Below are 13855 nucleotides of genomic sequence, written 5' to 3' on the forward strand. Positions count from 1 at the left end.
CACTATTTTTCTTCAACATAGCTTTCCCAATTTTTAAATCGTTCAATAGCACGCATATCATTAGCGTCAAAATTTCCCTGCTTATAATAGCATATATCTTCTACTTTGTTTGTATCCTCTACTAGGTCATCTATATTCAATGAATAAAATTTTGAGAATAGTGCTTCTAACATGATCTCTTTTTTCTTCTCGCGAATTAGAGAATCATGTTCATTAATCAGCATATTACTTTCTTGATTTTTCATCATAGCATCGTGTCCCAGTTTATCCATTTTTTTTAGAAATTCTAAATATTTATCCTCATATCTCCCATTATATTCTCTAGCTTTTTCTTCGTACATTGCTGGTGATACATATTTTTTTACTGATTCATCTTGTGATAATCCTAAAAAATAATCAAACAAATAATCATCTAGTAGCGTATCTTTGGTTTCCTTCGAATAAGTTTTTGCTAGACGTTTAGATGCGGGTGTCGATTTTCCCACACCGACTGATTCAATACCCACTTGTTTAATAATCTTTTCTATTTGTTTACGTATAGAGTCAATCAATGTCTCTCTACCAACTTCATCAGGATTGATTTTGTATTTTTTTAATCCTAATTCTGCAATTTGTCGTATTGTATATTCTTTCTCTTTAATCATCCGTATATACCTCGATATTTTCCATATTTATTTTAATTCTACTCTTTAATTACAAAAGTTACAACATATTAAACCCATTTTAATTCCATATATATCTATGTTTTAATAGAATTATAAAGGGAACAGAAAACTCGCTTGATAGCTGGCAAACCCATACGGGATGTCACTTATCGGTTCACTCACTGATTATTTGCTAGTAGTCAGTTTATACAGAAAGGAACGTTGATATGGCAGACTAGGAAAACAATCCTCCCGTGCACATGTGTCTGTCATGGAACATGGTAAATAAAAACAAGTAGCAAAAACGTTTAAAAGTAAATCTGAAGCAAAAATTTGGGTACACCAACAAAAAATCTTAAACAGAGTTGGAATTATCTATCACTACTTTCCATGGGCTACGTGACATTGCTGTATCATTTCTGTTTTCAAACGACAATTAGTCATTGTCTTGAATTAATGCCAGAAAAAAAGCACCAGCAAAATGCTGATGCTTTAAACTTATTAAATTCTTTATCGAGTTGATTTGAACCAACTTGAACCAAAAATCTCTTGTAAACGTTGATATAACAACGATTAACGTTTTGAGAACTGTGAAGCTTTACGAGCTTTTTTAAGACCTGGTTTTTTACGTTCAACCATACGTGCGTCACGAGTAAGTAACCCAGCGCGTTTTAAAGCAGAACGGAAGTCAGGATCTACTTGTAACAATGCACGAGCGATTCCGTGACGGATAGCTCCTGATTGTCCAGCATAGCCACCACCGTTTACGTTTACGATTACATCGTAAGCGCCTTTTGTTTCAGTTACGCCAAATGGTTGGTTGATAACTTCACGCAAGTCAGCATGTGGAATATATTCTTCTACGTCTTTTTTGTTTACAGTAATTTTACCAGTACCTGGTACTAAGCGTACGCGGGCAACTGCATTTTTACGACGGCCTGTGCCGCTATATTGTACTTGTGCCAATGAATTTCCCTCCTTAAATTAAGTTCGTGATATCTAATACTTCTGGTTGTTGTGCAGCATGTGGATGCTCAGCTCCACCGTATACGTTCAATTTAGTAAATTGTTTACGTCCTAAAGTGTTTTTAGGTAGCATACCTTTTACAGAAGTTTCGATAAGACGGCGAGAGTTTTTGTCGCGTAATTCACCAGCTGTCACTGATTTTAATCCTCCAGGATACATTGAGTGACGGTAGTAAATTTTGTCTGTAGCTTTTTTACCTGTTAATTTTACTTTATCAGCGTTAATTACGATTACGAAATCTCCAGTATCCACATGTGGTGTGAATGTTGGTTTATTTTTACCACGTAGTACAGAAGCAACAACTGCTGATAGACGTCCTAAAGGAACATCTGTTGCATCTACTACGTACCATTTACGTTCTACTTCGCCAGCTTTGGCCATATATGTTGTACGCACGTTTCTTTCCTCCAATTTTGTTTTCGATGTTTGACATACACTTGAGTTTCCGGGGCTCATTGTGGGGCAAACAATACCATTTAATATTTTACCTTCAATCACTGATAAAGTCAATGTTTTTCTGCGCTTTCAGAAAATAGATTTTTACTTATTTTTTTGTGCCTTTTAAACAGAAAAAAACCGCCAACGTCAACGTCAGCGGCTTTGGGAGTTGTTTTAAATTATGCGTCAATACCAGGCGCTTTGCCAAGTTTGGCTTGTAACATCCAAATATTTTTTTCGATGTCTGTTTTGTTTGCGATGAAAATGTCTTGTGTGCAGTCGTCGCCTTCTTCACCAGAAACTTCGATTCCTTTTGCGTAAAGGTCTGCTAAGTAACGGTAGCCTGCTACTAATTTTTCCATACGTTCTGGAATGGTGCGGTCCCAGTTACCAATTTCATCTTCAATTTTTGTATTTTCTGCGAATTCACGCAATGTTGAGAATGGAGAGCCGTCCAATGTGATTAAACGTTCTGAAACAACATCTAATTGCTCATTGATTTGATCCATGTATTCATCCATTTGTGGGTGAAGTGTTAAAAATTCAGGTCCACGCATATACCAATGTGTTTGATGAATTACCACGGAAAATTGGCTTAAATCTGCAACGAGTTGGTTCAAAATTTCTTTTGTTTTTTCAAATTTCATTCTTTGTCATCCTCCTAAATATTATTTCTACACTCTTAGTGTAATATGAATTGTGAAAAAAGTACACTGAAAACCTTTCTTTTTTAAAATTATTATCAAATTATAATAATTACAATCAAGAATCTAATTAATTTCCTGAAATCGCTGTTTTTTCATCCGCAGCGACGACTTTTTGTTCTGCTTGAGTGAGGATCGTGTCGAGTGCCTCTGTCAACTGGTCAGTATCTTCTTTTCCTGTGACGAAAGCTAAAAAAAACTGATTCAGTCTCAGTTGCTCCACTGCTGGCAAGTACCATTGTCCTTCTACTTGCTTAACCGTTAATGGCAGTTCAACTGGCTCATGGCTGACATTGATTTGTTGGATTTCTTTTTTTAAAACGGCTAACGTGTGCTGCATGTCTAGCGCTTGTGTCGCCTGTTGCGTTTGCTGAAGAAGAGCAGTGGTTGTATCTTCAATCGCCGTCACAAAATCTAAGCCCTTAATCTGAAAAGTGATTGTCGCTTGTCCATTCAATTCTTTCGTGGCTACTAGTTGATATGACGCTTTTTTCTTCACTTGAGCCAGTAATTCTGCGCTAAGCTTCTGGGCTTCAGTCTCGGTGACTTCAGCGTTCATTTCTTTTAAGCTATTGAAAAATTGCTTCTGGAACTGTTGACGGCTCGTCTGCAAATGCTCCGCTAAGACTTTCGGTTCACGAAAAGTTTGAGAGAATGTCTCTGGCTTTTCTTGATAAATAAAGTAATCTATCAACTGTTGCGCTGCTTTTTCGCCGGAACGAGACGGTGCACTGCAGCTTGCTAACGCCCCAATGAATAACAGAAATAGTGGTAGTAGCTGTTTCTTCATTTCTCATCCTCATTTCCTCAAGTCTTTGTCTCTCTTCTAGTTAAGCAACTTCTCAGCCATTTGTCAAAGCTATTTACTATCAATTATTTGCGGAATTCTGCTAATTTTTGATAACTTTGTGCTAAAACTTGTTGGGTTTCTTGAAAAACAGGATACAGTTCTTGATAAACTAGCAATTGATCCGCTCGTGGCGTGACCGTTTCATGAACCAGCACCTGTTGCGCCGCTGCTTGTAAATTCGGTAACTGCCCTAAGCCTTGCCAGCCTAGCAAAACAGCGCCTAATGCCGAAGCTTCGGTGCTATCAGTGAACGATAACGTTTCTCCCAGCACATCAGCCATGATTTGACGGAACACAGGGGAATCAGCAAAGCCGCCTGTCGCCCGAATCTCCTGAACGGGTCCACCGAGTTGTTTCAAATCTTCTAAAATGGTTTTTAAATTGAAACAGATTCCTTCCACCACCGCTCGAGCTAAATGTCCGGCATGGTGATTTTTGCGCAAGCCAATAAAACTTGCGCTCGCCTCTGCATTCCACAGCGGTGCTCGTTCACCAAGCAAATAAGGATGAAACAGTAAGCCATTTGCCCCAGCTGGCACGGTTGCAATTTTGGCCATAATTGGGTCATAGAGATTGGTCCCGTTTTGGATAGCTTGCTGACGTTCTTCTGCAAAAATCGTTTGGCTCGCCCAATCTAACGCAACTGCACCATTACTACTTGCGCCACCAATCACCCAGTGCTGTTCATCTAGAGCAAAACAAAACGTTTCACCTTGCGGATGCAAAAAAGGTTCCTCGACAATATACCGAAGTGCGCCGCTAGTACCAACGGTCAGAGTCGCTACACCCATTCCTAGCGCTCCCAAACCTAAATTAGACAATGGACCATCCGCGCCACCAAGAACTAAAACCGTTTCCTCCTCAACACCAAGCATCTCTTGCCAAGAAGGCGCTAATGCTGGAAAAATGAACGTTGACGGGGCAACTTTTGGCAACTGTTCCTCCTCAATAGATAAATACGCTAAAATCGACGATTCCCATTGTCGCGTGTGAATATTAAATAAACCCATTCCTGAAGCACTACTATAATCTGTCCAGTATTCGCCAAAGAAACGGTAAAAAATGTAGTCCTTAATCCCAATAAACTTGGCCGCGCTCTGCGCAACGTCTGGCTGATTTTCCTGCAGCCAGCGAATCTTGTACAAAGGCGCCATTGGATGAACTGGCATGCCTGTCAATTGATAAAACAATTGGGCCGCTGGCGTTTCTTTTAACGCTTCCGCATAATCAGATGCTCGTGTGTCAGCCCAAGTAATCACTTGGGTCAATGGGCGTCCTTGCGCATCCATGGCAATTAAGCCATGCATCGCTGAAGCAAAAGAAATGAGCCCAATTGGTTGATTCTTCACTTGTTGTGTGACGGTTCGAATACAGTTCACCACAGCTTGGAACAGCGTTTCTGGGTCTTGCTCTGCCATTCCTTCAGTCTCTTGAATTAATGGATAACGCACATAGCTAGAAGCTACGACTGTGCCATTTGCTTGAAAAGCCACTGCTTTGGCTTGCGTGGTGCCAACGTCGACACCAATCGCTAATTTTTCCATTTGATTCCCTCATTTCTTGTTTCTTTTATTATTCCTAACAAAAAAAGATTTGTCTAGTCAAACGAAAAAGTTTAAAAAAAGCGTAGTTTATTTTTAAGGAGGTAACCTATGTTTTTCTTGAGTCTCTTTTTGATTGGTGCTTGTTTCGGTTCTTTTTTATGCTTAGTGGCGGAGCGCTTACCAGTAGGGCGTTCTCTGTGGTGGCCCCCTTCCCACTGTCAAGGTTGCCACCAGCCTCTACAACTCTATGAATTAATTCCAGTTGTTTCGATTTTGCTGCAGCGCTTTCGTTGTCGAAAGTGTCAACAGCCAGTGGCTAAGAGTTATCTTTTAGCAGAACTTGTCATGGGCGGGTTAACCGCAAGCTGTTTTTCAGCTGGCCTGACGATTGATGCTTTGATTCTCTGGTGGTGGCTGACGAGTGCTTTCACATTATCCTTGATTGATTACTGGTATTTAGTGGTTGAACCGAAGATTCTTTATCCTAGTTTTTTTGTGCTTTGCTTACTGAAAGTGGCGGGTCAGCATTCGTTTTACTTACTGACTGGTCTTTTTTGTTTTTGTTTTTTCCGAGCCGTCTTACATTATTTTCCGGAAGCCATGGGGCGAGGGGATCTTTTGTTACTGGGTTTGTGGGGCTGTTTTTTACAGGTACCTCAGTTGCTGATGCTACTATTTTTTGCCAGTAGTTATGGCCTAATCTATGGCTACAGTTGTAAATTTTTGGGGTATCCAGTTGAACAGAAACTTCCCTTTGTCCCCTTTTTAAGTTTGGGCTTACTCACAATCAGTTGGTTATAGCAAATAAAAAAGCCGCAAGGAGCATGCTCCTTACGGCTTTTTAGGGTTTATTTATTGATGTTTTTCATCGCATCTTCAGCAGCCATTTGTGCTTCAATGTCTGAAATACTATAAACGTTTTCGCTAGCTACGCCAACTTCTTTTGGTTCCATGTTACGGTAACGAGCCATACCAGTACCAGCTGGGATGATTTTACCAATGATAACATTTTCTTTCAATCCAAGTAATGGATCTTTTTTGCCACGGATAGCAGCATCTGTTAACACGCGTGTTGTTTCTTGGAAGGATGCAGCAGATAAGAAGCTGTTTGTTTCCAATGACGCTTTGGTAATACCAAGTAAGACTGGACGACTAGTAGCAGGGACGCCACCAGCAACTAATGTGTCGTAGTTACGGTCTTTAAATTCTGCGATGTCCATTAATGTTCCTGGAAGGATTTCAGTGTCACCTGGATCCATTACGCGGATTTTACGTAACATTTGACGAACCATTACTTCGATATGTTTGTCGCCGATTTCTACCCCTTGCATACGGTAAACACGTTGTACTTCACGTAATAGGTAGTTTTCAACAGATAAAACATCACGAACTTGTAATAATTGTTTTGGATCAATTGAACCTTCTGTCAACGGTGCACCACGGTGGATGATGTCGCCTTCAGCAACTTTCATACGTGCAGTGTAAGGGACGGTATAGGTACGTGTATCTGTTTTTCCTTTGATGGTTACTTCTTTTTGACGTGTGGCAGGATCTTCAGAAATATCGATAACTTCACCGGTTACTTCTGTAATCACTGCTTGCCCTTTCGGATTACGTGCTTCAAAGATTTCTTGGATACGAGGTAAACCTTGAGTGATATCGTCACCGGCAACCCCACCGGTATGGAACGTACGCATGGTTAACTGTGTACCAGGTTCCCCGATTGATTGAGCGGCGATTGTACCAACTGCTTCTCCGACTTCAACGTCAGAACCAGTTGCCAAGTTACGTCCGTAACAGTGCTTACATACACCATGTTTTGTGTTACATGTAAAGACAGAACGGATGGTTACTTTTTCAATACCAGCGTCCACGATTTCTCTGGCAAGATCTTCAGTGATTAATTGATCCGCACCAATGATGATTGCACCAGTTTCTGGATGAACAACTGATTTACGTGTATAACGACCTAATAGACGTTCGTCTAATGGTTCGATAATTTCGTTACCTTCACGAATGGCTTCGATTTCAAGACCACGGTCAGTGCCACAGTCGTCTTCACGAATGATTACGTCTTGGGCAACGTCAACTAAACGACGTGTTAAGTAACCTGAATCGGCTGTCTTCAAGGCCGTATCGGTCATCCCTTTACGAGCCCCGTGAGTTGAGATAAACATTTCTAAGACAGAAAGTCCTTCACGGAAGTTTGAGATGATTGGTAATTCCATGATTCGTCCATTCGGAGCGGCCATCAAACCACGCATACCAGCTAACTGTGTAAAGTTGGAGATGTTACCACGGGCTCCAGAGTCAGACATCATGAAGATTGGGTTACGAGCTTCCATACTTTCGATCAGTTTTTGTTGGATTTCATCTTTGGCACCGTTCCAAACGCCGATTACACGTTCATAACGTTCGTCATCAGTAATTAAACCACGACGGAATTGTTTAGTAATTGTTTCAACTTGTTTGTGGGCAGCGTCAATGATTGCTTGTTTTTCATGAAGAACCATGATATCGGCAATCCCTACCGTCATCCCAGCATAAGTTGAGTGTTTGTAACCTAAGTCTTTCATGCGGTCAAGCATTTTAGAGGTTTCCGTAATGTGGAATCTCTTGAAGACTTCAGCAATGATATTTCCAAGATTTTTCTTCTTGAATGGTAAAACTAATTCTTGCTCTTTAATGTGTGCAGGAATGTCTGTACCAGCTTCTACGAAGTATTTATCTGGTGTTTGAACAGTTAAGTTATAGTCTGTTGGTTCGTTCAAGTAAGGGAACTCAACAGGCATGATTTCGTTAAAGATGATCTTACCAACTGTGGTGATTAAGATTCGTTCTTTTTGCCAATCAGTAAATGGTTTGTCACCTAAAAGTGTTGTTTGAACCCCAATACGTGAGTGTAAATGCACGTAGCCATTTTGCCATGCTAAAACAGCTTCGTTCATGTCGCGGAAGATCATGCCTTCCCCTTCACGGCCTTCTTCTTCCATTGTTAGGTAGTAGTTACCTAAAACCATATCTTGAGATGGTGTAACAACTGGCTTACCATCTTTCGGGTTCAAGATATTTTGGGCAGCAAGCATTAACATACGAGCTTCTGCTTGTGCTTCTTCATTTAGAGGCACGTGAACCGCCATTTGGTCTCCATCGAAATCGGCATTGTAGGCTTCACATACTAATGGGTGAAGACGAATCGCACGACCTTCAACAAGAACAGGTTCGAAAGCTTGGATCCCTAATCTATGCAACGTAGGTGCCCGGTTAAGTAAAACTGGGTGTTCTTGGATAACTTCTTCTAAGATATCCCAAACTTCATCTTCGCCACGTTCGATTTTACGTTTCGCATTTTTAATGTTTGTCGCAATTTCACGTTGTACTAATTCACGCATTACAAATGGCTTGAATAATTCAATCGCCATTTCTTTTGGTAAACCACATTGGTACATTTTTAAGAACGGACCAACGACGATTACGGAACGACCAGAATAGTCAACACGTTTACCTAGTAAGTTTTGACGGAAACGACCTTGTTTCCCTTTCAACATGTGAGAAAGAGATTTCAATGGACGGTTACCTGGTCCAGTAACTGGACGGCCACGACGACCATTATCGATTAAAGCATCGACCGCTTCTTGTAACATCCGTTTTTCGTTTTGAACAATGATGCTTGGCGCATTTAAGTCTAATAAACGTTTTAGACGGTTGTTACGGTTGATAACACGGCGGTATAAGTCGTTTAAGTCACTTGTTGCAAAACGACCACCTTCCAATTGAACCATCGGACGTAAATCTGGTGGAATAACTGGGATAACATCCATTACCATCCAGCTTGGTTGGTTACCAGAAGCACGGAAGGCTTCTAAGATGTCTAAACGACGGATGGCACGTGTCCGTTTTTGACCAGAAGCTGTTTTCAATTCTTCTTTTAATTGCGCAACTTCGCCATCTAAATCGACGTTATCTAATAATTGTTTCACGGCTTCGGCACCCATAGCAGCTTTGAAGGCTTGGCCATATTGTTCACGTTTTTCACGATATTCGCGTTCCGTTAACAATTGTTTTTTCTCTAATGTTGTGTCACCTGGTTCGATGACAACGTATGAAGCAAAATAAATGACTTCTTCCAATGCACGAGGGCTCATGTCTAAAACAAGACCCATCCGAGATGGAATTCCTTTAAAGTACCAGATATGTGAAACTGGTGCGGCTAATTCAATATGTCCCATACGTTCACGACGTACTTTTGAACGAGTGACTTCAACGCCACAACGGTCACAGACAATACCTTTATAACGGATACGTTTATATTTACCACAAGCACATTCCCAGTCTTTGGTTGGACCAAAAATGCGTTCACAGAATAACCCTTCACGTTCGGGTTTTAATGTACGGTAGTTAATTGTTTCGGGTTTTTTAACTTCCCCATAAGACCAGCTTCTGATCTTTTCTGGTGAAGCAAGCCCTATTTGCATACTTTCGAATTTATTTACATCGATCAAAAGGAATTCCCTCCATTTCCTTATTTAGAGAAGCTGAGTCAGCAACTTGTTAGCAAATGGCAAGCATCACTTGAAAGAAGGTCTGACGACACTTGGAACAAGTAATGGCTTGCGCAGTTGCAACAAAGTCGCAGTTGAATCAACTCATCAGAGTGGTAGCGACAAATTAGTCTCTGTCTTCGGCTGTTTCAATTTCTTGAACAACGTCTTGTGCTTCTTCTTTCACGACTGATTCTGCTTCTTTTTCCAGCTGTTTCGCTGATTGTTGTTCCGCAAATTTGGTTAGTGCGTCAACGGTGATTAAATCATCATCGTCATCGTCCATATCGCGTAACTCAATCTCAGCTTCCTCAATGTCCAAGACACGCATGTCTAAACCAAGTGATTGTAATTCTTTCACTAATACTCGGAATGATTCAGGCACACCTGGTTTTGGAATTGGTTCACCTTTAACGATGGCTTCGTATGTTTTCACACGTCCGACAACGTCATCAGATTTGTAAGTTAAGATTTCTTGTAATGTGTAAGCAGCACCGTAAGCTTCCAGTGCCCAAACTTCCATTTCCCCGAAACGTTGTCCACCGAATTGAGCTTTACCACCCAACGGTTGTTGCGTAACAAGAGAGTAAGGTCCGATTGAACGAGCATGCAATTTGTCATCAACCATGTGGGCTAATTTAATCATATACATGACACCAACGGAAATACGGTTATCAAATGGTTCACCTGTACGTCCATCGTAAAGAACTGTTTTAGCATCGCTAGCCATACCAGCTTCACGAACAGTTTCCCAAACGTCTTCATCGGTTGCCCCATCGAAAACAGGTGTTGCAACGTGAATACCTAATTGGCGAGCAGCCATACCTAAGTGTAATTCAAGTACTTGTCCGATATTCATACGAGAAGGTACCCCTAATGGGTTCAACATGATATCAACAGGTGTTCCGTCAGGTAAGAATGGCATATCTTCTTCCGGCATAATACGGGAAACAACCCCTTTATTTCCGTGACGTCCCGCCATTTTATCTCCTTCGTGAATTTTACGTTTTTGAACGATATAGACACGAACTAACATGTTGACACCTGGTGATAATTCATCGCCAGCTTCACGAGTAAAGATTTTCACATCATGAACGATACCGCCGCCACCGTGAGGTACACGGAGAGACGTATCACGAACTTCGCGGGCTTTTTCCCCGAAGATTGCGTGTAATAAACGTTCTTCTGCAGATAATTCTGTGACCCCTTTAGGTGTGACTTTCCCAACTAGTAAGTCGCCATCTTGAACTTCAGCACCAATGCGGATAATCCCCATTTCGTCTAAGTCTTTCAACGCGTCTTCCCCAACGTTTGGAATTTCACGGGTAATTTCTTCAGGTCCTAATTTTGTATCACGTGCTTCTGATTCATATTCTTCAATATGCACAGAAGTGTAGACATCGTCTTTAACTAAACGACGGCTCATGATAATGGCATCCTCGTAGTTGTAACCTTCCCATGTCATGAAGGCAACTAAGACGTTTTGCCCTAAAGCCATTTCGCCTTCTTCCATAGAAGGTCCATCCGCTAAAGTATCGCCTTTTTCAACTTTTTCACCTAAGTGAACAATTGGGCGTTGGTTGTAGCTTGTTCCTGAGTTAGAACGACGGAATTTTGTAACCATATATTTGTCTAATGCGCCATTGTCGCGACGAACGCGAATTTCTTTTGCATCGACGAATTCTACGACACCGTCATGTTTACATAGTAAAGCAGCACCTGAGTCATGGGCTGATTTATATTCCATACCTGTACCTACCCACGGAGAGCGTGGTTGAATTAACGGCACCGCTTGACGCTGCATGTTGGCACCCATCAAGGCACGGTTGGAGTCATCGTTTTCTAAGAAAGGAATACATGCTGTTGCGACTGCGACTACTTGTTTTGGTGAAACGTCCATGTAGTCAACTTTGTCTACGGCAACTTCTAAGTTTTCACTTTGTAGACGCGCCATAACAACATCATTGGCAAATGTGCCATCTTCATTTAAAAGTGAGTTCGCTTGCGCTACGATATAATGGTCTTCGATGTCTGCTGTTAAGTAATCTACTTGATCAGTAACACGGCCTGTCGCACGATCAACACGGCGATAAGGCGTTTCGATGAAACCAAATTTATTCACTTTCGCATAACTAGATAAGCTATTGATCAACCCGATATTTGGTCCCTCAGGCGTTTCAATTGGACACATACGACCATAGTGAGAGTAGTGAACGTCACGAACTTCATAACCGGCACGGTCACGAGTCAAACCACCAGGCCCTAAGGCTGATAGACGACGTTTATGGGTTAACTCACCTAATGGGTTTGTTTGGTCCATGAACTGTGATAACTGTGAAGAACCAAAGAATTCTTTGATACTTGCTACCACTGGACGGATGTTAATTAATTGTTGTGGTGTCAATGTTTCTGTGTCTTGAATAGACATTCTTTCACGAACCACACGTTCCATACGGGCTAAACCAATACGGAATTGGTTTTGTAATAATTCGCCTACTGAACGGATACGACGATTACCTAAGTGGTCGATGTCATCGACATTACCGATATCTTCCATTAAGTTGAAGAAGTAGCTCATTGAAGCAACGATATCTGCTGGACGAACTGTTTTTACGCTGTCGTCTGGATAGCCGTTACCAATCACATTTACGATACGTTCAGGATCTTTTGGTGAAAGAACTTGAATCACTTGGATTGTCATTGGTTCAGTTACTACCGCATCTTCACTTGGATAGTAAGTTACGCTGTTTAAGCCGTTGTCAATGTATTCGCCTAATGTTTCCATGATTTGGTGTGTTAAAACCGTGCCTTTTTCGACAATGATTTCACCAGTTTCTGGATCAACTAGCGTTTCAGCTAAGGTTAAGTTTAATAGACGTGTTTTTAAGTCTAATTTTTTGTTAACTTTGTAGCGACCAACGTTTGCCAAATCATAACGTTTTGGATCAAAGAAACGTGCAGTTAACAAGCTACGTGAGCTATCTGCTGTTTTTGGTTCGCCTGGGCGAAGACGTTCATAAATGTCTTTCAAGCCTTCTTCTGTACGAGAATCACTTGCGTTTTTGTGTAAATCTTTTTCGATTGTGTTGCGTAAGCTTTCGCTGTCGCCGAAAATTTCGAAGATGGTATCATCTGAACCGAAACCTAAAGCACGAACTAACACAGTTAAAGGAATTTTACGTGTGCGGTCAATCCGAACATAAGAAATGTCTTTCGCATCTGTTTCCATTTCTAACCATGCACCACGGTTAGGAATGACTGTTGAGCCAAAACCTTCTTTGCCGTTTTTGTCCACTTTTCCATGGAAATAAACACCTGGAGAACGAACTAATTGGGAAACGATAACACGTTCTGCCCCGTTGATGATGAAGGTACCCATTTCTGTCATTAATGGGAAATCGCCGAAGAAGACTTCTTGGGATTTAATTTCACCTGTTTCACGGTTGGTTAAACGTAATGTTACATGTAATGGCGCAGAATAGTTGGCATCATGTGCGCGGGCTTCTTCTACTGTGTACTTTGGTTCTTTTAATTCATAGTCAACAAATTCTAAGGATAAGTTTCCTTGGAAATCATCAATTGGTAAAATGTCTTCAAACATTTCACGAAGTCCCTCATCTAAAAACCATTGATAAGAGTCTGTTTGGATTTCAATTAAATTTGGTAATTCCAATACTTCACTGATACGTGCGAAACTTCTACGTTCGCGATGCTTTCCGTATTTTACTACGTGTCCAGCCAAGCTCTTCACCCCTCTAGTTATAAGTCTATCAAAACACCGATCCGAAAAATTACATTTACATTACATATATTAAATATATATAACAAAAAGCATTTTTTGCAGTTTTTAAGCAAAAAAAAACCAAAAATAGAACATGCTTCCGAAAAATTTTCTGGCGTTTCTACTTTTGTTTTCCTATAAAAAACCGGAACGGACAATATTTCGCTCCTGCTTCGTCACTTTCAGATAGTTTTTGCTCTATAGATTCTACTACCTTTGTCTAGAAAAGTCAAGGGTTTCTTTAAGGTTTTCTTTTTCATAAAAAGGAGTTTTTTTGTAAAGGGTTTTAATGAAAAAATGCGTAATAAATAATTACGCATTTTTTC

The 13855-nt window shown here is 40.8% G+C and carries 9 protein-coding genes and 1 pseudogene; 2 read left to right on the forward strand and 8 right to left on the reverse strand.

Translation table 11 applies throughout. The features are described from left to right. Nucleotides 1-2: 2 nt before the first annotated feature. Nucleotides 3-644, reverse strand: a complete 642-nt coding sequence (locus IGJ63_RS12660) for a hypothetical protein (protein ID WP_284955244.1) — start codon at nt 642-644, stop codon at nt 3-5. A gap of 362 nt (nt 645-1006) precedes the next feature. Here IGJ63_RS12660 and IGJ63_RS12665 point away from each other — a divergent pair. Next, nucleotides 1007-1166, forward strand: a pseudogene (locus IGJ63_RS12665) (site-specific integrase); the annotation flags it as partial. A 51-nt stretch (nt 1167-1217) separates the two neighbouring features. Here the strand turns inward: IGJ63_RS12665 and rpsI are convergent. The 5 genes from rpsI to IGJ63_RS12690 form a co-directional block, all read right to left on the reverse strand. Further along, entirely contained in the window at nt 1218-1610 is a 393-nt protein-coding gene (gene rpsI / locus IGJ63_RS12670) for a 30S ribosomal protein S9 (protein ID WP_002354786.1), read from the reverse strand. Between the two features lie 13 nt (nt 1611-1623). Continuing rightward, the gene (rplM, locus tag IGJ63_RS12675; RefSeq protein ID WP_048670019.1) at nt 1624-2052 is read right to left on the reverse strand and encodes a 50S ribosomal protein L13; all 429 of its coding nucleotides are present in this window, start codon (nt 2050-2052) and stop codon (nt 1624-1626) included. 236 nt (nt 2053-2288) lie between these two features. Further along, a complete protein-coding gene (locus IGJ63_RS12680; protein ID WP_002354782.1) occupies nt 2289-2756 on the reverse strand; it encodes a Dps family protein in 468 nt (155 codons plus the stop codon). Nucleotides 2757-2883: 127 nt separating this feature from the next. Then, complete coding sequence (locus IGJ63_RS12685; RefSeq protein WP_438746586.1) at nt 2884-3603, reverse strand: DUF5105 domain-containing protein; 720 nt, start codon at nt 3601-3603, stop codon at nt 2884-2886. A gap of 83 nt (nt 3604-3686) precedes the next feature. Continuing rightward, on the reverse strand, nt 3687-5207 hold the full coding sequence (locus IGJ63_RS12690) for a gluconokinase (RefSeq protein WP_438746587.1): 1521 nt from the start codon (nt 5205-5207) through the stop codon (nt 3687-3689). Between the two features lie 108 nt (nt 5208-5315). Between IGJ63_RS12690 and IGJ63_RS12695 the strand changes: the two genes are divergently transcribed. Further along, complete coding sequence (locus IGJ63_RS12695) at nt 5316-6008, forward strand: prepilin peptidase (protein ID WP_085443201.1); 693 nt, start codon at nt 5316-5318, stop codon at nt 6006-6008. A 47-nt stretch (nt 6009-6055) separates the two neighbouring features. Here IGJ63_RS12695 and rpoC read toward each other — a convergent pair whose 3' ends face one another. Then, a complete protein-coding gene (gene rpoC, locus IGJ63_RS12700) occupies nt 6056-9709 on the reverse strand; it encodes a DNA-directed RNA polymerase subunit beta' (protein WP_002354777.1) in 3654 nt (1217 codons plus the stop codon). A 166-nt stretch (nt 9710-9875) separates the two neighbouring features. After that, the gene (gene rpoB, locus IGJ63_RS12705) at nt 9876-13490 is read right to left on the reverse strand and encodes a DNA-directed RNA polymerase subunit beta (RefSeq protein WP_002389470.1); all 3615 of its coding nucleotides are present in this window, start codon (nt 13488-13490) and stop codon (nt 9876-9878) included. Nucleotides 13491-13855 lie beyond the last annotated feature (365 nt).

The sequence above is a fragment of the Enterococcus sp. DIV1375a genome (genome assembly GCF_051712205.1).
In the GTDB taxonomy this organism is placed as follows: domain Bacteria; phylum Bacillota; class Bacilli; order Lactobacillales; family Enterococcaceae; genus Enterococcus; species Enterococcus faecalis.